The organism is Streptomyces sp. P13-3-3 (assembly GCF_050571355.1).
GTDB classification, from domain to species: domain Bacteria; phylum Actinomycetota; class Actinomycetes; order Streptomycetales; family Streptomycetaceae; genus Streptomyces; species Streptomyces althioticus.
This window is the reverse complement of record NZ_CP192228.1, coordinates 4,257,626-4,278,953: the sequence shown is the minus strand read 5'-3', so window position 1 is coordinate 4,278,953 and position 21,328 is coordinate 4,257,626. Positions and strand designations below refer to the sequence as shown.

The 21,328-nt window shown below is 73.9% G+C and carries 23 protein-coding genes; 7 read left to right on the top strand and 16 right to left on the bottom strand.

Features of this window, described 5'->3' with window-relative positions; all coding sequences use genetic code 11:
- Positions 1-16: 16 nt before the first annotated feature.
- The 5 genes from ACQZOG_RS19670 to sigE all read right to left on the bottom strand — a co-directional run bounded on the left by ACQZOG_RS19670 (position 17) and on the right by sigE (position 5,548).
- Positions 17-691, bottom strand: coding sequence for a hypothetical protein (locus ACQZOG_RS19670; protein WP_191880574.1), 675 nt, complete (start codon positions 689-691; stop codon positions 17-19).
- Between the two features lie 223 nt (positions 692-914).
- Positions 915-1,349, bottom strand: a complete 435-nt coding sequence (locus ACQZOG_RS19665) for a sec-independent translocase (RefSeq protein WP_033272130.1) — start codon at positions 1,347-1,349, stop codon at positions 915-917.
- A gap of 162 nt (positions 1,350-1,511) precedes the next feature.
- Positions 1,512-3,851, bottom strand: coding sequence for a trypsin-like peptidase domain-containing protein (locus ACQZOG_RS19660; RefSeq protein ID WP_430741689.1), 2,340 nt, complete (start codon positions 3,849-3,851; stop codon positions 1,512-1,514).
- Between the two features lie 150 nt (positions 3,852-4,001).
- Positions 4,002-4,892: an anti-sigma factor family protein gene (locus ACQZOG_RS19655; protein WP_033272131.1), complete on the bottom strand. Its 891-nt coding sequence runs from the start codon at positions 4,890-4,892 to the stop codon at positions 4,002-4,004.
- The gene (gene sigE, locus ACQZOG_RS19650) at positions 4,889-5,548 is read right to left on the bottom strand and encodes an RNA polymerase sigma factor SigE (RefSeq protein WP_033272132.1); all 660 of its coding nucleotides are present in this window, start codon (positions 5,546-5,548) and stop codon (positions 4,889-4,891) included. Before sigE ends, ACQZOG_RS19655 begins: the two co-directional genes overlap by 4 nt.
- 277 nt (positions 5,549-5,825) lie before the next feature.
- Here sigE and ACQZOG_RS19645 point away from each other — a divergent pair, with 277 nt between their 5' ends.
- Entirely contained in the window at positions 5,826-6,524 is a 699-nt protein-coding gene (locus tag ACQZOG_RS19645; RefSeq protein ID WP_078493001.1) for an O-methyltransferase, read from the top strand.
- 114 nt (positions 6,525-6,638) lie between these two features.
- Here ACQZOG_RS19645 and ACQZOG_RS19640 read toward each other — a convergent pair whose 3' ends face one another.
- A complete protein-coding gene (locus ACQZOG_RS19640; RefSeq protein WP_003966491.1) occupies positions 6,639-6,806 on the bottom strand; it encodes a DUF3117 domain-containing protein in 168 nt (55 codons plus the stop codon).
- A gap of 380 nt (positions 6,807-7,186) precedes the next feature.
- Here ACQZOG_RS19640 and ACQZOG_RS19635 point away from each other — a divergent pair, with 380 nt between their 5' ends.
- Complete coding sequence (locus ACQZOG_RS19635; protein ID WP_033272134.1) at positions 7,187-7,990, top strand: enoyl-CoA hydratase/isomerase family protein; 804 nt, start codon at positions 7,187-7,189, stop codon at positions 7,988-7,990.
- 175 nt (positions 7,991-8,165) lie between these two features.
- Here the strand turns inward: ACQZOG_RS19635 and ACQZOG_RS19630 are convergent, their stop codons facing one another.
- On the bottom strand, positions 8,166-8,756 hold the full coding sequence (locus tag ACQZOG_RS19630) for a DNA-3-methyladenine glycosylase I (protein ID WP_037641413.1): 591 nt from the start codon (positions 8,754-8,756) through the stop codon (positions 8,166-8,168).
- Positions 8,753-9,115 carry a DivIVA domain-containing protein gene (locus tag ACQZOG_RS19625; RefSeq protein WP_033272136.1) on the bottom strand — a complete coding sequence of 121 codons (363 nt, stop codon included), beginning with the start codon at positions 9,113-9,115 and terminating at the stop codon, positions 8,753-8,755. Before ACQZOG_RS19625 ends, ACQZOG_RS19630 begins: the two co-directional genes overlap by 4 nt.
- Positions 9,116-9,247: 132 nt before the next feature.
- On the opposite strand from ACQZOG_RS19625, the gene folP reads away from it, so the two are divergent.
- Positions 9,248-10,108, top strand: a complete 861-nt coding sequence (gene folP, locus ACQZOG_RS19620; protein WP_430741688.1) for a dihydropteroate synthase — start codon at positions 9,248-9,250, stop codon at positions 10,106-10,108.
- 268 nt (positions 10,109-10,376) lie between these two features.
- Here folP and ACQZOG_RS19615 read toward each other — a convergent pair whose 3' ends face one another.
- Both ACQZOG_RS19615 and dapE read right to left on the bottom strand, forming a co-directional pair.
- Positions 10,377-11,135, bottom strand: a complete 759-nt coding sequence (locus ACQZOG_RS19615; protein WP_037641408.1) for a TIGR00730 family Rossman fold protein — start codon at positions 11,133-11,135, stop codon at positions 10,377-10,379.
- Positions 11,136-11,255: 120 nt separating this feature from the next.
- Positions 11,256-12,335, bottom strand: a complete 1,080-nt coding sequence (dapE, locus tag ACQZOG_RS19610) for a succinyl-diaminopimelate desuccinylase (protein WP_033272138.1) — start codon at positions 12,333-12,335, stop codon at positions 11,256-11,258.
- Between the two features lie 84 nt (positions 12,336-12,419).
- Here dapE and ACQZOG_RS19605 point away from each other — a divergent pair, with 84 nt between their 5' ends.
- Both ACQZOG_RS19605 and ACQZOG_RS19600 read left to right on the top strand, forming a co-directional pair.
- A complete protein-coding gene (locus tag ACQZOG_RS19605; RefSeq protein ID WP_359518554.1) occupies positions 12,420-13,406 on the top strand; it encodes a heavy metal transporter in 987 nt (328 codons plus the stop codon).
- 197 nt (positions 13,407-13,603) lie between these two features.
- The gene (locus tag ACQZOG_RS19600) at positions 13,604-13,942 is read left to right on the top strand and encodes a hypothetical protein (protein ID WP_033272139.1); all 339 of its coding nucleotides are present in this window, start codon (positions 13,604-13,606) and stop codon (positions 13,940-13,942) included.
- Positions 13,943-14,036: 94 nt separating this feature from the next.
- Here ACQZOG_RS19600 and ACQZOG_RS19595 read toward each other — a convergent pair whose 3' ends face one another.
- The gene (locus ACQZOG_RS19595; protein ID WP_033272140.1) at positions 14,037-15,134 is read right to left on the bottom strand and encodes a bifunctional succinyldiaminopimelate transaminase/glutamate-prephenate aminotransferase; all 1,098 of its coding nucleotides are present in this window, start codon (positions 15,132-15,134) and stop codon (positions 14,037-14,039) included.
- Between the two features lie 105 nt (positions 15,135-15,239).
- Positions 15,240-15,557 carry a ferredoxin gene (gene fdxA, locus ACQZOG_RS19590; RefSeq protein WP_004926152.1) on the bottom strand — a complete coding sequence of 106 codons (318 nt, stop codon included), beginning with the start codon at positions 15,555-15,557 and terminating at the stop codon, positions 15,240-15,242.
- A 140-nt stretch (positions 15,558-15,697) separates the two neighbouring features.
- On the opposite strand from fdxA, the gene ACQZOG_RS19585 reads away from it, so the two are divergent.
- Entirely contained in the window at positions 15,698-16,786 is a 1,089-nt protein-coding gene (locus tag ACQZOG_RS19585) for a GNAT family N-acetyltransferase (RefSeq protein ID WP_230229176.1), read from the top strand.
- Between the two features lie 17 nt (positions 16,787-16,803).
- The gene (locus ACQZOG_RS19580; protein WP_193456440.1) at positions 16,804-17,667 is read left to right on the top strand and encodes a transglutaminase-like domain-containing protein; all 864 of its coding nucleotides are present in this window, start codon (positions 16,804-16,806) and stop codon (positions 17,665-17,667) included.
- A gap of 143 nt (positions 17,668-17,810) precedes the next feature.
- Here ACQZOG_RS19580 and ACQZOG_RS19575 read toward each other — a convergent pair whose 3' ends face one another.
- From ACQZOG_RS19575 to ACQZOG_RS19560, 4 genes are read right to left on the bottom strand one after another with little or no spacing between them, the layout of a single operon-like run.
- On the bottom strand, positions 17,811-18,416 hold the full coding sequence (locus tag ACQZOG_RS19575; protein ID WP_193456439.1) for a response regulator transcription factor: 606 nt from the start codon (positions 18,414-18,416) through the stop codon (positions 17,811-17,813).
- A complete protein-coding gene (locus tag ACQZOG_RS19570) occupies positions 18,413-19,582 on the bottom strand; it encodes a sensor histidine kinase (RefSeq protein ID WP_033272145.1) in 1,170 nt (389 codons plus the stop codon). Before ACQZOG_RS19570 ends, ACQZOG_RS19575 begins: the two co-directional genes overlap by 4 nt.
- Positions 19,579-20,319 (bottom strand): ABC transporter permease, encoded by a 741-nt coding sequence (locus ACQZOG_RS19565; RefSeq protein WP_193456438.1) that lies wholly within the window; start codon positions 20,317-20,319, stop codon positions 19,579-19,581. Before ACQZOG_RS19565 ends, ACQZOG_RS19570 begins: the two co-directional genes overlap by 4 nt.
- Positions 20,316-21,230, bottom strand: coding sequence for an ABC transporter ATP-binding protein (locus tag ACQZOG_RS19560; protein ID WP_193456437.1), 915 nt, complete (start codon positions 21,228-21,230; stop codon positions 20,316-20,318). The genes ACQZOG_RS19565 and ACQZOG_RS19560 overlap by 4 nt, the downstream gene beginning before the upstream one ends.
- Positions 21,231-21,328 lie beyond the last annotated feature (98 nt).

Sequence of the window (21,328 nt, the reverse complement as noted above, 5' to 3'; positions counted from 1 at the left end):
TTCCCGGGCGGCTCGCTCAGCCCTGGTAGGCGGCGATGTCCTTCACCACGGCGAAGCCCAGCCCGTACGCGCTCATCCCCCGGCCGTACGCGCCCACGTGGACGCCCTGCTGGGTGGAGCCGGCGAGCACCCAGCCGTACTCGGACTCCCGGTAGTGGAACGGCGTGGGCACGCCGTCCACGGGCAGGGAGAGCGTCGACCAGTCCTCGCCCTCCAGGTCGTCCGCCAGCACCCAGGCGGTCTCCGTCTGCTGCTCCAGCCAGTCGTCGCGCAGGGAGTGGTCCATCTGGCCCGGCCAGGTGAAGGACAGCAGCCCCACCCCGGCGAGCCAGGCGGCGGAGGACACCGAGGTGGCCTCCAGCACCCCCGTGCCGTCGGCGCTGCGGCGGACCGGGTTGGCCGCGACGGTCACCACGACCGCGAACTTCTCCTTGGCGTCCTGGTCGCCCCCGGCCGCGAACTCGCTGCGGACGGACGGCTCGTCGCCGTGTCCGACCGATCCGTGCTCCACGGCCCCGTCGGCCGAGAGGCCGACCTGCATCAGCCAGCGCGGCCCCGTGAAGGCCTCGTCGAGGCCGTACCAGGGGAAGGGCGCACGCAGGTAGCCGTCGACCGTACGCCGGGCGGAGGGGACTGGTTGTCCGTCCTCCGCGGCCGGCGCCTGCGCGACTGCCGAACTCGTCGTCTCCATGTGCCCGGACGCCTCCTCGCTCTCGTCGGACCGGGCGGCCCGCCCCCCTTTCGGGCGTACTCGTCCGTTCCGCACAACAACTCGGCAGCATAACCACCCTGCCGCCACAGGCAGGGAAACCGCCCGGCGCGTAGGGCGTTCGGACGCCCGGATCAGGCCGTCCGCAGCTCGGGTGGAGTATGAAACGCGTCACGTACGCGCCGGCGCACGCCCCGGGGACCGGTCAGGTGGCGTCCATGTCGAAGGGCGGACGGTCGTCGGCCGCCGGCTTCTCGGGCTTCTTCGTCATGTCCACCCGGCCGCCGGGGGTGGCGGGCGAGGGGGACGGATCGGTGTCGCGCCCGTGGACGGCGTCCGTGACCTCGGCCATCTCCTTCTTCAGGTCGAAGCCGTTGCGGATCTCCTTCAGCCCCAGATCGTCGTTGTCCAGCTGCTTGCGGATGAACGTCTTGGGGTTGAGGTCCTCGAACTCGAAGTCCTTGAACTCCGGGCCCAGTTCCTGCCGGATGTCCTGCTTGGCGCTCTCCGAGAAGTCCCTGATCTTCCGGATCGTGCGGGTCACGTCCTGGATGACCTTGGGGAGCTTCTCCGGACCGAAGATGAGCACGGCGAGGACGATGAGCGTCACCAGCTCGAGCGGTCCTATGTCATTGAACACCTGAAGCTCCTCGCGATGCCTTCGGTCCTCGGCCCTCGGTGCCGGTCGTTCGCCCTCCGTGGTCCGGGCCGGGTCCACGGTACCCGGACCTCCCGCACCACCGGTACCGTCCCGGCGTCCCGACGGCGTCGCACGGGTGACATGCCGGTCGCCGCCGGTGGATCAGTCGCCGTCCGAGGAGCCGAGCACCAGGGACACCGTGCGTTCCTCGCCGTTCCGCTCCAGGGTCAGCTCCAGCCGGTCGCCGGGGCGGTGGGCGCGGGTCTTCACGATCAGTTCCTCGCCGGAGCGCACGGGGCGGCCGTCGACCTCGGTGATGACGTCGCCGGGGCGGATGCCCGCCTTGGCGCCGGGGCCGCCGGTGCTGACCGGTGGCCCGCCGTCGCCGCCCTCGGCCGCCACGCGGGCCCCGTCGCCGCTGTACGCCATGTCGAGGGTGATGCCGATCACCGGGTGCGCGGCCTTGCCGTGCTCGATCAGTTCCTCCGCGACCCGCTTGCCCTGGTTGATCGGGATGGCGAAGCCGAGTCCTATGGAGCCGGACTGGCCGCCCTCGGGGTCCAGTCCGCCGTCGGCCGAGCGGATGGCCGAGTTGATGCCGACCACCCGGCCCTTGCCGTCGAGCAGCGGTCCGCCGGAGTTGCCGGGGTTGATGGGCGCGTCGGTCTGCAGGGCGTCGACGTACGACACGTCGCTGCCGTCGCCGTCCTCGCCGCCGGCGGTGATGGGCCGTTCGCGGGCGCTGATGATGCCGGAGGTGACGGTGCCGGCCAGGTCGAAGGGGGCGCCGATGGCGACGACGGGGTCGCCGACCTGCACGTTGTCCGAGTTGCCGAGCGGCAGGGGGGTGAGCCCTCGGACGCCCTTGACCCGTACGACGGCGAGGTCGTAGCCGCTGTCCCGGCCGACGACGGTCGCCTCGGCGGTGTCGCCGCTGTGGAAGGTGACGGTGATGTCGCCGTTCTTCCCGGCGGGCTCGACGACGTGGTCGTTGGTGAGGATGTGGCCCCGGTCGTCCAGCACGAAGCCGGTGCCCGTGCCGGCCTTGCCGCCGCCGCTGACGTGCAGGGTGACGACGCTGGGCAGCGCCTGCGCGGCGATCCCGGCGACGCTGTCGGGGTCGCGGTCGGGCGCCTCCACACCGGCCTGCGGCAGCTCCACGGCGCCGATGCCGCCGTTCCGCTCCAGCTGCACGCCGACGACACCGCCGGCGACGCCGGACACGAGGGCGATGACCAGGGCGCCGCCGACCAGCGCGCGCCTGCGGCGGCCGCGCCGCCGCTTCACGTCCTCCTCGACGGGGTCGGCCTGCTGCAACGGGGCGACGGCCGTCGGGGCTGCCCAGGGGTCGTAGCGCGCCCAGGGACCGGCCACGGGGGCGTCCTGAGCCGCGGGGCCGGGCTCCGGCACCGTGGCGTGCCCGCCCGGCCCGGAAGCGGCCTCCGGGGCAGCGGGAGGTGCGCCCATGGGCACGCCGTGCGCGGGCGTGGCCGCCGGATGCTGCACAGGCGGCGCGGGCACGGAAGGCCCGCCAGGCCCGGAAGCGGCCTTCGAGGCGGCGGGAGGTGCGCCCATGGGCACGCCGTGCGCGGGCGTGGCCGCCGGATGCCGCACAGGCGGCGCGGGCACGGAGGGCGCGCCCGCGCCCGGGGCGGCCTCCGGGGCCGAGGGAGGCGCGCCCATGGGCACGCCGTGCGCGGGGGTAGCGGCCGGATGCTGCACAGGCGGCGCGGGCGCCCAGGGCCCGGGCTCCCCGTAGGGCGGGGTGCTGTAGGGGTCGGGGTCATGCAGGGGCTTGGGCTGCTCGCCAGCGGGGGGTGGGGTGCCGTGGGAGGCGGGGGCGGAAACGCTGCCGGTCGCACCCGGCGCGGAGGCATCGGCGGCCGGGGCAGGCACGGTGCCGGTCACGCCAGGCCCGGCGGCCTCAGCGGCCGGGGCGGACACGGCACCGGTCACACCCGGCCCGGCGGCCTCAGCGGCCGGGGCAGGCACGGCACCGGTCACACCCGGCCCGGCGGCCTCAGCGGCCGGGGCGGGAGCGGTGGGCGCATCCGCGCTCGGTGCGGGCACGGTACCGGCGCCCTGCCCGGGGATTGCGGCGCCGGAGGCGGAGGCGGGTGCCTCGGGCGAGGCCGCGTGTGGGGCGGACGCGGTGGGCTGTCCGGCCGCGCCGTCGGCGACGTGTTCGATGCCCGTACCGGCGGCGCCGGGCTCACTGCCGGACGTGGTGTCCGCCGCGCCCGCCGGGTGATCCGCGACGGACTCCGCGCCCGAGCCGGTCGCAGTACCGCGCCCCGGTGCCGTGTCCGAGTCCGAGGGGCGGTCCCACGCCGGGGAGTCGGCGGTCGCACCGCCGCCGGGGGCCCCGCTCAGGGGGCGGCCCAGTTCGTAGTCGCCGTCGGGTCCCGTGCGGGGGGACCGCATGCCGTTCGGGCGGGCGAGTTCGAAGTCGCCGTCGGGTCCTTCGGACGCCTCGGGCGTGCCCGGCTTCCCCTCGTTCATGCTCTCCCCACGGCTGGACCGGCACGGATCGTCGGCACCGTGCTCCGGTCCGCCCGCGCGGTGGAGCCCGGCTCGGCGCCCGGCCGCAGTGGGCCCGGGCGCGCCACCCGGAATCTAATCAGGTTCGCGCGCCCCCGCGCAGGGGCCCGGTCAGCGGGCGGTCCGCGCGCCGTGCGTGGGCGAGGGTGCCGGTGACGGCGCGGCCGTGACCAGGCCGGGGCTCTTCAGTCCGGCCGCCGACGCCCAGGCGCCCAGTCCGAACGGCGTGGCCGGGTTCAGCGGGCGTATGTGCGGGGACACCGCCGTGGCGCCGCCCTGCGGGGGCGACGGGATGCCGGGCAGCAGCGGGGCCGCGACGCCGGTGGGGACGACGGGGCCCGAGCCGAGGGCGCTCTGACCGCCGGCGACCTGCCCGAGGAGCGGGCCGACGCCTCGGCGCCGGGAGTCCGGCGTGGTGGCCGCGCCCGTGCCCTGCGTGCGCGCCGGTGTCACGTTGCTCCCCTTGCCCTGGCCGCGCGCCTCCGCGTCGGCCGGGGTGACCGTGGAGACGCCGCCGAGGGCGATCGCGGCCAGCGACACCGCTCCGGCGGCGACGAACGCGAGACGCAGCCCGCGCGAGGACGGCCGGGCGGCGGCGAGGCCGTCAGCGGCGGCCGCGGGCTGGTGGCGCCGTACGGGCGCGTAGGCGAACTCGAAGCGCTCGCCGCGCCGCGCCCCGAAAACGCCCGGGGTGGAGCCGCCCGGCAGCGCGGAGCCGCCCAGGGGTGAGCCGCCGTCGCCGAATCCGCCTCCGGCGGGCAGCCCTTGCAGGCGCGCCAGGAGGCTTTCGGAGGGCGGCGGCGGTGCGGCGGCCGCGAACACGTTCTTCAGGCGGCGCTGCTCGTCCACCTCCGCCTTGCACTTGGCGCAGGTGGCGACATGCGCCAGTACGCGCTCACGCGCGTCATGACCCAGCTCCCCGTCCACGAGGGCGGCGAGCCGGTCTCCCAGGTGATGCTCCGCGAGGTGCCCCTCGGGGGACTTCGGCAGTGAACTGCTCACGCGCTCGCGCCCCCTCCTCCCAGTGCGGGGACACGCGGCACGAAGGAGGGGCGGTCCGCGCGCGCCTTGGGCGAACGGTGCGCGAGGGCCTTGCGCAGCTGGGAACGGCCGCGGTGGATACGGGACCGGACGGTGCCGAGCTTCACGCCCAGGGTGGCCGCGATCTCCTCGTACGACAGTCCTTCGATGTCGCACAGGACGACGGCGGCGCGGAACTCGGGCGCGAGCGTGTCGAGGGCCTGCTGGACGTCGGCGTCGAAGTGCGCGTCGTTGAAGACCTGCTGCGGCGAGGGCTCCTTGCTGGCGAGCCGCTCGGCCGCGTCCTCCCCGAGCGCGTCGAAGCGGATGCGCTGCTTGCGGCGGACCATGTCCAGGAACAGGTTCGTGGTGATGCGGTGCAGCCAGCCCTCGAAGGTGCCCGGCGTGTACGTCGACAGGGAGCGGAAGACACGGACGAAGACCTCCTGCGTGAGGTCCTCGGCGTCGTGCTGGTTGCCCGTGAGACGGTAGGCGAGCCGGTAGACCCGGCCGCTGTGCATGCTGACGATCTCCTCCCACGTGGGCGGAGTCCACGCCTGCCCGTCCGCGTCGCTGGAGAAGGTCGCGGTCTGGGCCGGGTCGCCGGCGCGGTCATGGTCAGCAGCGGTGTTGTTCACGGATTTCGGCCTGCCCGCCGATCCGAGGAAGCGCCGCAGCCCTCCTGCACGATCCACAGGCGCAGCCGCACCTCCCCTGTCGGCTCTGGTGGTGTCCAGTGGAGCCCCTACCATAGCCACCTCGCCCGTTAGCTCCGGATAAGCGGTTTTACGAGAATTTGATTCGGGCTGCCACGGCTCGTACGACTGCGCCCGCACTTGCTCGGCGTCCGCGTCCACTCCTCGCCCCCCCTTTCCGGCACACGCCTTTCTCTTGTCCCTTTGAACGACTGGTCCCATCTGCGGGTTCCCGACGCCAACGGATACAGTCACGCCCAGGCAACCACGGGGACAGGAGAGGGTCATTACCGCCAACCGGCAGACGAGCTGGGCGTTCGCCGACGCCTATGTCGCCGAGGACGAGGCGCTGCACTGGGCCCGCGACCGGGCCCGTGAGGCCGGCCTGCGCTCGGTGTCGCCCGGCACGGGCGCGGCCCTGCGGTTGCTCGCGGCCAGCGTGGACGCCAAGGCGGTCGCGGAGATCGGCACCGGCTGCGGCGTGTCGGGGATCCATCTGCTGCACGGCATGCGCCCGGACGGGGTGCTGACGACGGTCGACCAGGAGCCGGAGCACCAGCAGTCGGCCCGGCAGGCCTTCCGTGAGGCCGGTTTCGCCGGCAACCGGGCCCGCTTCATCCCCGGCCCCGCGCTGGACGTGCTGCCCCGTCTCGCGGACTCGGGCTACGACCTGGTGTTCTGCGACGGCGACCGGCAGGAGTACCAGGACTATCTCGCCGAATCGTTGCGCCTTCTGCGCCCTGGAGGCCTGGTCGCCTTCGAAGGCGTCTTCGCGAGCGGGCGCACCGTGGACTCCGGCCCCCAGCCGACGGAGGTGCTGCGGCTGCGGGAGCTGGTGCGGACCGTTCGCGAGAGCCAGGAGCTGGTGTCGTCGCTCCTGCCCGTGGGGGACGGGCTGCTGTGCGCCGTGAAGCGGTGACCTGCCGTGTCACGGCATTCCTCTGCCGTCGGTTCCCCCGGACGTGTGCGCAAACAGCCGCCCCGGCACCGCGTGCGGCACCGGGGCGGCTGAAAGGGTATGGTCGCTTGCGCGTCAGCCGACGACCTTCTTGAGGGCGTCGCCGAGCGCGTCGGCCTCGTCCGGGGTCAGCTCGACGACGAGCCGACCGCCGCCTTCGAGCGGAACGCGCATGACGATGCCCCGCCCCTCCTTGGTCACCTCGAGCGGGCCATCACCCGTCCGCGGCTTCATGGCCGCCATGCTCGTTCCCCTTCCTGAAACCCAGCTAAACCGTCTGAGCCGACGGCCCACTGAAGGGCACCTGCGGTCCCCGAAGCAGGACACACGCCACCGGCATCGAACACATTGCTTCCAGGCCATTATCCCGCATGGCGGGACCCGATGACCAACATCAGTTGGCATCGCTTGGGCAACGCACGCGAGCAAAACCACTCAATTCGGCGATGTGGCTGCCATACTGCGCCGTCGCATGGACATTCGGGCGCCGGAATCCCGACACGATTGTTTGACGCAGGTCACACCCGGGCCGTCGGCCGTCACCCGTGAACTGGGTCATGCTGTCCTCCGGAAGAGGACGTACTCAGCAGTACGTCCCGAGCCGCACACGGAGGGATACGACCATGGCCGACACCGTGCTCTACGAGGTGAGCGACGGGCTCGCGACGATCACGCTGAACCGCCCCGAGGCGATGAACGCGCTGAACGTCGCGGCGAAGGTCGCCCTCCGGGACGCGGTCAGGGCCGCCGCGGACGACGACGCCGTGCGGGCCGTGCTGCTGACCGCGGCCGGCGAGCGGGCGTTCTGCGTCGGGCAGGACCTCAAGGAGCACATCGGGCTGCTGGCCGCCGACCGGGAGAACGGGTCGGGACAGACCATGTCCACGGTGCGCGAGCACTACAACCCGATCGTGCGGGCGATCGCGGGTGCGCCGAAGCCGGTGGTGGCCGCCGTGAACGGCGTGGCGGCGGGGGCCGGGTTCGGGTTCGCGCTGGCCGCGGACTACCGGATCGTCGCGGAGACGGCGAAGTTCAACACGTCGTTCGCGGGGGTCGCGCTGACCGCGGACTCGGGCATCTCCTGGACGCTGCCGCGGGTGATCGGGCCGAGCCGGGCGACGGATCTGCTGCTGTTCCCGCGGAACATCTCCGCGCAGGAGGCGTACGAGCTGGGGATCGCGAACCGGGTGGTGCCGGCGGACGAGCTGCGCGCGGAGGCGGAGAAGGTGGCGCGGGGGCTGGCCCAGGGGCCGACGGTCGCCTTCGCGGCGCTGAAGGAGTCGGTGGCTTACGGGATGAGCCACTCTCTGGAGGAGACGCTGGAGAAGGAGGACGAGCTGCAGAGTCGGGCGGGGTCGTCCGAGGATCACGGGATTGCGGTTCGGGCGTTCGTGAACAAGGAGAAGCCGGAGTATTTGGGGCGGTGAGGGGTGGTTGCGGCGGGGTCGTGGATGTGCGGCTCCGTCGTGGCTGGTCGCGCAGTTCCCCGCGCCCCTGGGGGTGGGGGCTGCGGCAGGCCCGCGCGTGGCGGTTCGTCGTGGCTTGGCGCGCAGTTCCCCGCGCCCCTGGGGGGTGGCTTGGCGCGCAGGTCCCCGCGCCCCTTCAGGGCGTTTCTCTTGCCGCGCAATCGGTCAGGTGGTCGTTGACCAGGCCGCACGCCTGCATCAGGGCGTAGGCCGTTGTGGGGCCCACGAAGCGGAGGCCCTGTTTCTTGAGGGTCTTGGCCAGGGCCGTGGACTCCTTCGTCACCGCGGGGACGTCCGCGAGGGTGCGGGGGGCCGGGCCGGGCTTCTCGGGGGCGTGGGACCAGATCAGGGTGTCCAGCTCGCCGGGCTTCCACTCGGCCAGCACCCGCGCGTTCGCCAGTGTGGCGTCGATCTTCGCGCGGTTGCGGATGATGCCCGTGTCGGCCAGCAGGCGCTCGCGGTCGGCGTCGGTGAAGGTGGCGACGTCGGCGACGCGGAAGCCGGAGAAGGCGGCGCGGAAGCCGGGGCGGCGGCGCAGGATCGTGATCCACGACAGCCCGGACTGGAACGCCTCCAGACACAGCCGCTCGAAGAGGGCGTCGTCGCCGTGCACCGGGCGGCCCCACTCCTCGTCGTGGTAGGCGAGGTAGTCCGGGGCGGACAGCGCCCAGGGGCAGCGCGGCAGGCCGTCCGGACCGAGCGGCGTCCCGCCGGCGGGGGCGCTCACCGGTGATCGTCCTCCGGGTGCGCGGCGGGCTTGTCCATGGGCAGGTGCGCCGCGGCGGCGCGGGCGCCGGCCAGCGCGGACTCCAGGTCGGCGATCCGGGCGTCCCGCTCGGCGAGTTCGGCGGCGAGGCGGCCGAGGGCGTCGTCCACGTCCGTCATGCGGTAGCCGCGGGCGGCGAGCGGGAAGCGCAGGCGGTCGACGTCCGCGCGGCTGACCGGGCGGTCGGGCGGCAGGGAGTCCTGAAGCCGCTCCGGCTCCGCCTCGGGCAGCGGGGCGTTGTCGCCGCCGCCCACCACGGCGAGGGTCACCGCGCCCACCACGACGGCCAGCGCGACGACCAGGAACAGGAACATAACCATCGCCGGGGCCCCCACGGTCGGATGAGTCGGAGTCGGATGTGTGGCTCCGATCGTGCCATGCGAGTCTGACAGTCGGGACCGCCGGGCGGACGGAGGCGGCCCGGACGGCCGGACGAGGAGAGGTTCCAGGGGATGCTCAGGCTGGGCAGGCGGGAATTCGCACCGCACGAGCGGGTGATCATGGCGATCGTGAACCGGACCCCGGACTCCTTCTACGACCAGGGCGCCACCTTCCGCGACGAGCCGGCGCTCGCGCGCGTGGAGCACGCGGTGGCCGAGGGCGCCGCGATCATCGACATCGGCGGGGTGAAGGCGGGGCCCGGCGAGGAGGTGTCGGCCGAGGAGGAGGTGCGGCGGACGGTCGGTTTCGTGGCCGAGGTGCGCCGTCGCTTCCCGGACGTGGTGATCAGCGTGGACACCTGGCGGCACGAGGTCGGCGAGGCCGTGTGCGAGGTGGGCGCGGACGTGCTGAACGACGCGTGGGGCGGGGTGGACCCGCGTCTGGCGGAGGTGGCCGCGCGGTACGGCGCGGGGCTGGTGTGCACGCACGCGGGAGGGGCCGAACCGCGGACCCGGCCGCACCGGGCGACGTACGACGACGTGATGGCGGACATCCTCGACGTGACCCTGGGGCTGGCCGAGCGGGCGGTGGAGCTGGGCGTGCCGCGGGAGTCGGTGATGATCGACCCGGGGCACGACTTCGGGAAGAACACCCGGCACAGTCTGGAGGCGACCCGGCGGCTCGGCGAGATGGTGGCCACCGGCTGGCCCGTGCTGGTGTCGCTGTCCAACAAGGATTTCGTTGGCGAGACGCTGGACCGCCCCGTGAAGGAGCGGGTCGTGGGGACGCTCGCGACGACGGCGGTGTCGGCGTGGCTGGGCGCCCGGGTGTACCGGGTGCACGAGGTCGCCGAGACCCGTCAGGTGCTGGACATGGTGTCGTCGATCGCCGGGGACCGGGAGCCGGCGGTGGCGCGGCGCGGGCTGGCGTGACGGAAGCCGGGGCGGCGGGGTCGTCGACCCGGCCGCCCCCGCGGGCGTCTAGGGCCTTTCGTTTGGATCAGGCCGGTTGTGAGACGCGGTGCGTCTTTGGCCGACCCGAGCGGGGTCTGGTGCGTGCAGCTGCAAGGCGGAGGAGGGCGTCAACGCGGAGCGTTGGCAACCGACGACAACGCCGCTGGGGGCACCCCCACGCCCGTTCAGGGCAGTGGGGGAGTGCGTGCCAGACCCCGCGACGCCGGGGTGATCCGAACGAAAGGCCCTAGCGGCCCGCTTCCTTGGAAACCAGGGCCACGGCCTCGTCCACGTCGTCCGTGACGTGGAACAGCAGCAGGTCCTTCTCGGCCGCCTTGCCCTGGGCGATGACCGTCTTGCGCAGCCAGTCGACGAGGCCGCCCCAGTACTCCGTGCCGAACAGCACGATGGGGAACTGGGTGACCTTCTGCGTCTGCACCAGGGTGAGCGCCTCGAAGAGCTCGTCGAGCGTGCCGAGGCCGCCGGGCAGGACGACGAAGCCCTGCGCGTACTTGACGAACATCATCTTCCGGACGAAGAAGTACCGGAAGTTCAGGCCGATGTCGACGTACCGGTTCAGGCCCTGCTCGAAGGGCAGCTCGATGCCGAGGCCGACCGACACGCCGTCGGCCTCCAGGGCGCCCTTGTTGGCCGCCTCCATGGCGCCCGGGCCGCCGCCGGTGATGACGGCGAAGCCCGCCTCGACCAGGCCGCGGCCGAGCCGCACCCCGGCCTCGTACTCGGGCGACTCCGCGGGGGTGCGGGCGGAGCCGAAGACGCTGATCGCGGGCGGGAGTTCGGCCAGGGTGCCGAAGCCCTCGATGAACTCCGACTGGATGCGCAGCACCCGCCAGGGGTCGGTGTGCACCCAGTCGCTCGGCGCGCGCTCGTCCAGCAGCCGCTGGTCGGTGGTGCTGGAGTCCACCTGACCGCGCCGGCGGAGGACCGGCCCCAGGCGCTTCTCCTCCGGCGGCTGCCGCTTCCCCTCAGGGTTGCCCGTAGCCATGTGCGCTCCCTCCGTTTGCCAGGTCGTACCGCCTCAGCGTAGATCTACGCGGGTTACGTGCGGGGGACGTCAGCATGTCCACGGGAGAGCGTTCCAAACGCGCACCCGCCCGTACGGGGGTCAGGCGGTCAGCCAGGACCGCAGCCGTTCCTCCCCCGCGAGGATCTTGGCGGTGTCGACGCGCTCGTCCCGCCTGTGGGCCAGGTGGGGGTTGCCGGGGCCGTAGTTCACGGCGGGGACGCCCAGCGCGGAGAAGCGGGAGACGTCGGTCCACCCGTACTTGGGCTGCGGGGTGCCGCCGACCGCCTCGATGAAGGCCGCGGCGGCCGGGTGGGACAGGCCGGGCAGGGCCGCGCCGCTGTGGTCGTCGACGACGAAGTCGGTCACGCCGCAGTCCGCGAAGACCTCCCGGACGTGCGCCAGGGCCTCCTCCTCGGTGCGGTCGGGTGCGTAGCGGAAGTTCACCGTGACGACGCATTCGTCGGGGATGACGTTGCCGGCGACGCCCCCGGAGATGCCGACCGCGTTGAGGCCCTCGCGGTACTCCAGGCCGTCGATGACCGGCCACCGGGGCTCGTAGGAGGCGAGGCGCTGAAGGATCGGGGCGGCGGCGTGGATGGCGTTGGAGCCCATCCAGCCGCGCGCGGAGTGGGCGCGCTCGCCGGAGGTCTTCAGCAGCACGCGCAGGGTGCCCTGGCAGCCGCCCTCGACCTGCCCGTCGGAGGGCTCCAGGAGGACCGCGAAGTCGCCCTCCAGCCACTCGGGGTGCGCGTCGGCGACGTGCCCCAGGCCGTTGAGGTCGGCGGCGACCTCCTCGTTGTCGTAGAAGACGAAGGTGAGGTCGCGGTTGGGCTCGGGGACGGTGGCCGCGATGCGGAGCTGGACGGCGACGCCCGCCTTCATGTCGCAGGTGCCGCAGCCCCACAGGACGCCGTCCTCGTCGAGGCGCGAGGGCACGTTGCCGGCGATCGGCACCGTGTCGATGTGGCCGGCGAGGATCACCCGCTCCGGGCGGCCGAGGCCGGTGCGGGCCACGACGTTGTTGCCGTGCCGGTCGACCGTCAGGTGCGGCAGCGCGCGCAGCGCCGTCTCGATCGCGTCCGCCAGCGGCTTCTCGGTGCCGCTCTCGGAGGGGAAGTCGACGAGCTGCGCGGTGAGGCGCGCGGCGTCCAGCGTGAGGTCAAGCGCGGTGTCGGCCATGCCGTCGACCCTAGCGCGGGCGGCTCACGGACCACTGTCCACACCCGGCTCACACAAGAACGTACTCTCCAGTACCTTGTACGCGTGCCAGAGCCGTCCCCCACTCCCCAGCGCAAGCGCCGCGGCCGTCTGCTCCGCTGCGGCGCGGCCTTCGCGGTGCTGTCAGCGGTCGCCGGTTACCTCGTGGTGCAGTACGTCACCGGAGGCACGGGCGGCCCGGGCTGCAAGGTCGTGTCCGGCAAGGGCGACGGGGCGACCTACGAGTTCACTCCCGAGCAGGCGGTGAACGCGGCGACGATCACCGCCGTGGGCACCGCGCGCGACCTGCCCGAGCGGGCCGTGACCATCGCGCTGGCGACCGCCCTCCAGGAGTCGGCGCTACGCAACATCGACTACGGCGACCGCGACTCGGTGGGCCTGTTCCAGCAGCGCCCCTCGCAGGGCTGGGGGACGCCGCAGCAGATCATGGACCCGGCGTACGCGTCGGAGAAGTTCTACGAGCACCTGGAGAAGGTGCCCGGTTACACGCGGCTGCCGCTCACCGTGGCCGCGCAGAAGGTGCAGCGCAGCGGCTTCCCGCAGGCGTACGCCAAGCACGAGCCGGACGCCACGCTGCTCGCCGCCGCCCTCACCGGGCGCTCGGGGGCGACGCTGACGTGCGACGGCCGTCCGGCGGCGACCCGGGCGAAGGGCGCGGACGCGGTGCGGGCCGCGCTGGCCCGGGACTTCGGGCGGGACGTGCTGGCGCCGGCGGGCGCCGAGGTGGACGACGGCAAGGGGCAGTCGTCCTCGTCGACCGCGCCCACCCCGGAAGCGGAATCCGGCGACGGCACCGTGACGCTGCCGGTCACGGCCGTGGCCGGCGACCGGCGGGACGCCGGGGCGCGGGGCTGGCAGCTGGCCCACTGGGCCGTGGCCAACGCCTCCGAGCTGCACATACGGAGTGTTTCCTACGCCGGCCGGGAGTGGGTCGCCGGGCACACCGACAGTCGGTGGCGGCCGCTGGACGGCAAGGCGCCGGCGGGACCGGACGGGGAAGCGGACGCGGTCCGCATCACCACGGGGCGGTAGGCGCGCGGGCGTTGCCGAGCAGGCGTACGGGTGATCACCCGGAGGCGTTGCGCGGGTCCGACATTGCGCCGCATTGCCGACTCTTTGCCGGACACGCGCGCAACCTTCTTGGCGGTCGGGCGGTAATCAGTGCGTCCGGGCGGCCGGTCCTGACCCGCCGCCCGGACACCATCGTTGTCTGCCGTCGAAGGAGCACCATGTCCCTCCCCCTGACCCGTCGGATCGCCCGTGCCGCGCTGCTCGTCGCTGCGGGAGCGGCCGCCGGGGTCGGTGCGGCCGGTTCCGCGAGCGCGGCGCCGGCGCTGCCGTCCGCCCCGAACCTCGGGCTGAGCGCCCTGGACGGTGCGCCCGGCAAGACCGTGGACAACGTGACGCGGGGCGTCGGCAAGACCACCCCGGACGCGACCGAGGTGGCCCCGGCCGCGGGCAAGACCGTGAAGAAGGCCGTGCCGGTGGTGAAGGAGCTGCCGACCGACTCCCTCGGCAAGGGCGGCCCGACGAAGAACCTGCCGGTCAAGGGCCTGCCTCTCGGCTGACCCCTCCGCCGAAGGCGACCCCCGGCGAAGCCGAAGGGGCCCGGGATCTCTCCCCCCGGGCCCCTTCGGTGTGTCCGGAGCGGTCTCGGTGCGGTCAGGCGGTGAGGCGGGTGACCGCCGCCCGGACCCGTTCGTCCGTCGCGGTCAGGGCCACGCGGACGAAGCGGTCGCCGGCGGGGCCGTAGAAGTCGCCGGGGGCGACCAGGATGCCGCGGTCGGCGAGGTGGGCGACGGTGTCCCAGCAGGACTCGTCGCGCGTGGCCCACAGGTAGAGGCTGGCCTCGCTGTGCTCGATGCGGAAGCCGTGGGCGAGCAGCGCGTCGCGCAGGGCGGTGCGGCGGGCCGCGTACCGCTCGCGCTGGACGCGGACGTGCTCGTCGTCACCGAGGGCCGCCACCACGGCCGCCTGGGTGGGCGCCGGCGTCATCATGCCGCCGTGCTTGCGGATCTGGAGCAGCGGGCCGAGCACGGCCGGGTCGCCGGCCAGGAACGCGGCGCGGTAGCCGGCCAGGTTGGACCGCTTGGACAGGGAGTGGACGGCGACGATGCCGTCGTAGGAGCCGCCGTTGACGTCCGGGTGGAGCACGGAGACGGGGTCGGCCTCCCAGCCGAGCTCGATGTAGCACTCGTCGGAGAGGACGAGGACGCCGTGCTCGCGGGCCCAGGCGACGATCCGGGTCAGCTCCGCCTTGGACAGCACCCGGCCCGTCGGGTTGGACGGCGAGTTGAGCCACAGCAGCTTCAGCCGCGTGGGGTCCAGCTCGGTCGGGTCGTCGTACGCCACGTGCTCGGCGCGCGCCAGGCGGGCGCCGACCTCGTACGTCGGGTAGGCCAGGCGCGGGAAGGCGACCTGGTCGCCGGGGCCGAGGCCGAGCTGGGTGGGGAGCCAGGCGACGAGTTCCTTGGAGCCGACGACCGGCAGGACGTGCCGGTGGGTGACCTCGCGGGCGCCGAGCCGGTGCTCCACCCAGCGGGTGAGCGCGTCCCGCAGTTCCGGGGTGCCCCACACCGTGGGATAGCCCGGCGAGTCCGCCGCGTCGATCAGCGCCTTCTGGATGTGCTCGGGCACCGGGTCGACGGGCGTGCCGACCGAGAGGTCGACGATGCCGTCGGGGTGCGCGGCGGCCGTCTTCTTGTACGGCTCCAGCTTGTCCCAGGGGAAGGCGGGCAGCCGGTCGGAGACTGCGGACACGGGCGGGGGCTCACTTTCTGGTTCGGCGAACGCCTCGGTCCCGTACGGCGGGCAGGCCGTACGGGACCGGGGGCGACGCGTCGGTGCGGGACCGCTGCGGGACGATCAGGCCTGCGGCGGCAGCGCGGCGATGAACGGGTGGTCCCGCTCGATCAGCCCGAGCTTGCTGGCGCCGCCCGGGGAGCCGAGCTCGTCGAAGAACTCGACGTTCGCCTTGTAGTAGTCCTTCCACTCCTCCGGGGTGTCGTCCTCGTAGAAGATGGCCTCGACCGGGCAGACCGGTTCACAGGCGCCGCAGTCGACGCATTCGTCCGGGTGGATGTACAAGGACCGCTGGCCCTCGTAGATGCAGTCGACCGGGCACTCCTCGATGCACGCCTTGTCCTTGACGTCGACACAAGGCTGCGCGATGACGTAGGTCACGCTGTCGTTCCTCCTCGATAGGGCGCTGGCGGGCCTCCTCAGGCTCCGCCGCCTGGCGCGCGGGAGCGCGGCGTCGTCGATGCCCGCCCCTAGTATCTCCGTTCCGGAGCATGATCCGAACAGGAGGGGTGAACTGACCTGTGGAAATATCGGCCGCCGGGCGCCTCGAGGTCCGTATCACCGCTGCTGACGTGGGAAAACGGGTCTCCGTGAGGAGCTTGATCGAACATGGTCCCTCGGGTGAGAAGTTCAGCGACACGCTCGGGGTTCTCACATCATGGGACAACGGTGTGTTGCGGATCACAAGGAAGAGCGGTGAAAGTGTGCGCGTCGCCGAGTCGGCGCTGGTCGCGGGGAAGGTCGTTCCGGCCGCCCCGGCGCGTCGGCGCGGGCCCGCCGCGTCCTACGGGGAACTGGCGCGGGTGGCCGCGCGCGGCTGGCGGCCGGTGGAGAGCGAGCGGCTCGGCGAGTGGGAGCTGAGGGCGGCCGCGGGTTTCACGCGGCGGGCCAACTCGGTGCTGCCGCTGGGCGACCCGGGCCTGCCGCTCGACGACGCGCTGACGGCCGTACGCCGCTGGTACGCGGCCCGGGGGCTGCCGGCGTACGTGCAGACCGCGACCGGCGCGGAGGGCACGCAGGAGCTGCTGTGCGCCGAGCTGGAGCGGCGCGGGTGGGTCCGCGAGGTGACCGCCGAGCTGTGGACGGGCGGACTGGCCCCGGTCGCCGACCTGGGTGACGGCACGTCCGGGGTGCTGCTGTCCCGGGACGCGGACGAGGCGTGGCTGGCTCGGTACCGGCGCAAGGGGGTGAGCGAGGTGGCCCTGCGGGTGCTGGGCGGAGGATCCCCGGGCGCCCCGGCCCCGGGTGAGCCGTCGGTGTGGTTCGCGACCGTGCCGGGCGAGCCGGGCGCCGAGGCGCCGGCCGCGATCGGGCGGTGTGTCGTGGACGGCCGGTGGGCGGGGTTCGCGGCGGTCGAGGTGGATCCGGCGCGGCGGCGGGAGGGCCTGGCCACGGCCGTGATGGCGGCGCTGGCCGCCCGTGCGCTGGAGGAGGGCGCCTCGGCGGCCTGGCTGCAGGTCGAGACGGACAACGAGGGCGGGCGGGCGCTGTACGACCGTCTGGGCTTCGCCCCGCACCACGCGTACCACCACTACCGCGCACCGGAGGAGCCTGTATCGGAAGGATCCGCTCCGGATTCGTCGGCCCCGGTGGGTGACGGGGCGTCGTGAGCGGGCACGAACCGGGTATGCCGTCCCCCTGTCCCCCTCCCCCGGCACGCTCCGCCGAACTGCGCGAGCGGTTCGCCGAGGAGTTGCGCAGCGAGCGGCCCGGCCTGTCCGCGCTGTGCCTGCTGGTGGCCGCGGAGGGCGACGGCCGGCTCGACGAGGCCGGCATGGACGCGGTGGAGATCGAGCTGGACCGGCTGGCGGGCGAGCTGCCGCACCGGCCGGGCTCGCCGCACGCGTGGGCGGTGGCGCTGCGGGACCTGCTGGGCGAGCGGTACGGCTTCCACGGCCTGCCGGACGACTACCGGCGGCTGGAGTCCTCGCTGCTGCACGAGGTGCTGCGGCGGCGGCGCGGGCTGCCGATCCTGCTGTCGGTGGTGTGGATCGAGGTGGCCCGGCGGGCGGGCGCGCCGGTGTACGGCGTGGCGCTGCCCGGGCACTTCGTCGTGGGCTTCGGCGCCTCGGAGGGACCGGGCGCCGGGCAGGTGCTGGCCGACCCGTTCGACGGGGGCCGGGTGCTGACGGGACCGGACGCGGAGCTGCTGGTCGCCGGGGCCACCGGGGGCTCGCTGGAGCCGTCCATGCTGGTCCCGGCGGGGACGCTGGAGGTGGTCGCGCGCATCCTGAACAACGTCCGGGCCTGGGCGGCGACCCGCCCCGAGCGCACCGACGTCGGCCTGTGGGCCCTGGACCTCGCCCTGCTCCTCCCCTCCCACCCGGCCCGCCTGCGCTACGAACGCGCCCAGCTCCTCGTCCAGCGCGGCGAGTTCACGACGGGCGCGGCGGAACTGGAGGCGTACGCGGAGGTCGTCGCGGCGGTGGACCCGGCGGCCGCGGACCGCATCCGAGGAGAGGCGCTGGCCGCGCGGGCCCTGCTGAACTGACCTCGCCACCACCGCCGTGCCGTGCCGACGGAGCCGACGGCGTGCGGGATCTGTCCGGTTGGCGGTCTGCCTGGCGGGCGACGACGTTGCGCCATGCGTCCGCAGCCCCGCCGCAGGCGGCCGGCGCGGGCCCCGTGGGCCGGCTACAGCCAGCCCTTGTCCCGGGCGATGCGGACCGCTTCCGTTCTGTTGCGGGCCGCCAGTTTCTGGATGGCGGTGGAGAGGTAGTTGCGGACCGTGCCCGGGGAGAGGTGGAGGGTGGCGGCGAGGTCCGCGTTGGTGGAGCCGTCGGCGGCGGCGCGGAGGACCTCGCGTTCGCGGTCGGTGAGGGGGTTGGCGCCCTCGGCGAGGGCCGCGGCGGCCAGGGCCGGGTCGATGACCCGTTCGCCCGCCAGCACCCGGCGGATCGCCTCCGCGAGCCGCGCCGCCGGGGCGTCCTTGACGAGGAAGGCGTCGGCGCCGGACTCCATCGCGCCGCGCAGATAGCCGGGCCGTCCGAAGGTGGTCAGCACCACCAGCTTCAGGTCCGGGAGTTCGCGGTGCAGCACCGCCGCCGCCTCGATGCCGGTCGCGCCCGGCATCTCGATGTCGAGGAGCGCCACGTCGACGTCGTGGGCGCGGGCCGCCGCCAGGACCTCGTCGCCGCGGGCCACCTGCGCGACGACCTCGAGGTCGGGCTCCAGGCCCAGCAGCGCGGCGAGCGCCTCGCGGACCATGGCCTGGTCCTCGGCCAGCAGCACGCGGATCACGCGGTCCCCCCTCCCCGCCCGGCGGCGGTCTCCACAGGTACGCGGGCCACCAGCCGGAATCCGTGCCGGACGGGCCCGGCCTCCAGTGTTCCGCCCACGGCCGCCAGCCGCTCACGCAGCCCCCGCAGACCGTTGCCGTGGCCGGTGGCGGAGCCGCCGGGACCGTTGTCCTCCACGGAGAGTTCGAGGACCTGGCCGTCGCGGGTGTGGCGGCGCGCCACCTCCACCGTGCAGCGCCGGGCGCCGCTGTGCCGGACGACGTTGGTGACGGCCTCCCGCAGCGCCCAGGCGAGGGCGGACTCGGCATCCTCGGGGACCTCGCCGAGGGCGTCCGCGCCGGGCAGCTCCGGTACGATCCCCGCCGCGCGCAACGCCACCCGCGCACCGCCCAGTTCGCCCGCGAGGCGCAGGCGCCGGTAGCCGGTGACGGCCTCCCGGACGTCGACCAGCGCCTGCCGGCTGACCTGTTCGATGTCGGCGACCTGCCGCGCCGCCCGGTCCGGGTGGTCGGGCAGCATCCGCCCGGCCAGCTCGCTCTTGAGGGTGATCACGGACAGGGAGTGGCCGAGCAGGTCGTGCAGGTCGCGGGCGAGCCGCAGCCGCTCCTCGTTGGCGGCGAGGTGGGCGACGGTGGCGCGGGCCTCGCGCAGCGCGATCGTGGTGCGGATGAGTTCGCGTACGCCGGTCATGGCGAAGCCGCCGAGCAGCGCGGGGACGAGCAGCCCCCACAGCAGGTCCCTGCCGCCGGGCACGGCGAACGCGGCCGCCGTCATCAGCGCGCACGCCCCGGGCACGGACCAGCGGGACAGCCGGGAGGGCAGGGCCGCGCCGGACGCGATGGAGACGTACACGAACAGCACCAGCCACTCGCGGCCCAGGGTGAGCGCGAGCAGGGCGGACTGGGCGGTGAGCACGGCGAGGGAGCCGAGCACCAGCGCCGTGCGGTCGCCGCGTCCCGCGCGGAAGACCAGCAGCATGTACCAGGTGACGAACACGGCGAGCCCGAGCCAGCCGAGGGCGCGCACGCCCGCGGGGTGTCCGCCGTGCAGCAGGTCGCTGACGGGCGCGCTCAGGTACACCAGCCAGATGGCCGTCCACAGCACCTTGACGGCCCGCTGCCTGAGGTTGCGCGGGCGCTGCCCGATGTTGACGCCGATGCCGCTCACGCCTGCGAGGTGTCCTTCCGGTACAGCCGGGCCGCGCAGCCGGTGAAGAGGACGAGGAAGACCAGCAGGACGGCGACGTCCCGTACGCCCGGCGCGTGCTGTTGTTCGATCGCCCGACCCAGTGCGGCGTACGCGTGGGTGGGCAGCCAGGCTGCCAGATCCTGGAGCCACCGCGGGAACGTGGTGGTGGGCATCCACAGGCCGCCCAGCAGGGACAGCCCGAAGTAGACGATCATCGTGATCGGCCGTACGGCGTCGCCGGTGGCGGCGTAGCCGATGGCCACCCCGAGGGCGGCGAAGACGAGGCTGCCCGCCCAGATCGCCGCGGTCAGCGCGAGCCACTGCCAGGCGTCCAGCCGTACGTCCTTCACCACGGCGGCGACGACGAAGACCAGCACGATCGCCGGCAGGGCGCCCACAGCGGCGCCGGCGGTCTTGGCGAGCACGTACCCCCGGCCGGGCAGGGGCGTGAGCCGCAGCTGGCGCACCCAGCCGTTCTCGCGTTCCTTGGCGATGCGTTCGCTGTTGCCCATCAGCACGGCCGTCAGGGCGCCGAAGGACGCCATGGAAACCATCATGTAGGCGGGCAGGGTCAGGCCCGTGCCGCCGAGGGTCGCGGTGGGGTCGGCGGTGCCCGCGACCAGCAGGAACAGCACACTCGGGTAGATCACGGAGAAGAACAGGAACTTGCGGTTGCGCAGGACGCGCAGCACCTCGAGTCGGATCAGCCCGTTCACGGCGCGACGGCCTCCTCGGTCCCGGTGAGGGCGACGAAGGCCTGCTCGAGCCCGAGCCCGGCGACCTCCAGGTTGCGGGGGTAGAAGCCCAGGCCGTACAGGGCGTGGACGGTGGCGTCGGCGTCCTTCGACCGCATCCTGACCGTGCCGCCGGGTGACACGGAGACGGCCGTGACGGCGGGCAGCCGGCGCAGGGCGGTCTCGTCCGGCGTGCCGCCGGGCAGGTCGAAGGAGACGCGCCGCATCCCGGTGCTCGCCTTGATCTCGGTCGCGGTGCCGTCGGCCAGCAGCCGGCCCCGGTGCAGGACCAGCACCCGGTCGGCGATCGCGTCGGCCTCCTCCAGGTAGTGCGTGGCGAACAGCACCGTGCGACCCCGGTCGGCCTGGTCGCGCATGGTCGCCCAGAAGGCCCGGCGGGCGGTGACGTCCATGCCGGTGGTGGGTTCGTCGAGCACGATCAGGTCGCCGTCCCCGGCGGTGGCGAGCGCGAAGCGGACCCGCTGGGCCTGGCCGCCGGACAGCTTGTCGGCCCTGCGGCCGGCGATCGCGGTGAGCCCGGCGCGGGCGAGCACGTCGGGGACGGGGTACGGCCGGGGGTGCAGTCCGCAGGCGAGCCGCACCAGTTCGGCGACGGTCACCTCGCCCATCAGTCCGCCGCTCTGCAGCATCGCCCCGACCCGTCCGGCGACGATCGCCTCGCGGGGGCCGGTGCCGAGCACGGTGACGCTGCCGCTGTCGGGGCGCTTCAGGCCGAGCAGCAGGTCGAGGGTGGTGGACTTGCCGGCGCCGTTCGGGCCGAGGAGCGCCACGGTCTCCCCGGGCCGCAGGGTGAGGGTCAGGTCGTCCACGGCCCGCACGTCGCCGTATCTCTTGGTCACCCGGTCGAACACGACCGTGTCCGTCGTCGTCATGCGGCCATCGTCGCGGCCGGGGGCGGGCGCCCGGCAGTGTCGGCGGTCGTGGGCCCGGCATGACGGATGTCATGTACGGCCGCCGCCGCGCAGCGGGC

Excerpts from the sequence above, each read along its gene's own strand:
- ACQZOG_RS19670 (WP_191880574.1), bottom strand. The coding sequence starts at position 691 with ATGGAGACGACGAGTTCGGCAGTCGCGCAGGCGCCGGCCGCGGAGGAC.
- ACQZOG_RS19560 (WP_193456437.1), bottom strand. The coding sequence starts at position 21,230 with ATGACGACGACGGACACGGTCGTGTTCGACCGGGTGACCAAGAGATAC.
- ACQZOG_RS19615 (WP_037641408.1), bottom strand. The coding sequence starts at position 11,135 with ATGGCTACGGGCAACCCTGAGGGGAAGCGGCAGCCGCCGGAGGAGAAG.
- folP (WP_430741688.1), top strand. The coding sequence starts at position 9,248 with ATGCTCAGGCTGGGCAGGCGGGAATTCGCACCGCACGAGCGGGTGATC.
- ACQZOG_RS19635 (WP_033272134.1), top strand. The coding sequence starts at position 7,187 with ATGGCCGACACCGTGCTCTACGAGGTGAGCGACGGGCTCGCGACGATC.
- ACQZOG_RS19580 (WP_193456440.1), top strand. The coding sequence starts at position 16,804 with ATGCCGTCCCCCTGTCCCCCTCCCCCGGCACGCTCCGCCGAACTGCGC.
- ACQZOG_RS19640 (WP_003966491.1), bottom strand. The coding sequence starts at position 6,806 with ATGGCGGCCATGAAGCCGCGGACGGGTGATGGCCCGCTCGAGGTGACC.
- ACQZOG_RS19660 (WP_430741689.1), bottom strand. The coding sequence starts at position 3,851 with ATGAACGAGGGGAAGCCGGGCACGCCCGAGGCGTCCGAAGGACCCGAC.
- ACQZOG_RS19600 (WP_033272139.1), top strand. The coding sequence starts at position 13,604 with ATGTCCCTCCCCCTGACCCGTCGGATCGCCCGTGCCGCGCTGCTCGTC.
- ACQZOG_RS19625 (WP_033272136.1), bottom strand. The coding sequence starts at position 9,115 with ATGGTTATGTTCCTGTTCCTGGTCGTCGCGCTGGCCGTCGTGGTGGGC.
- dapE (WP_033272138.1), bottom strand. The coding sequence starts at position 12,335 with ATGGCCGACACCGCGCTTGACCTCACGCTGGACGCCGCGCGCCTCACC.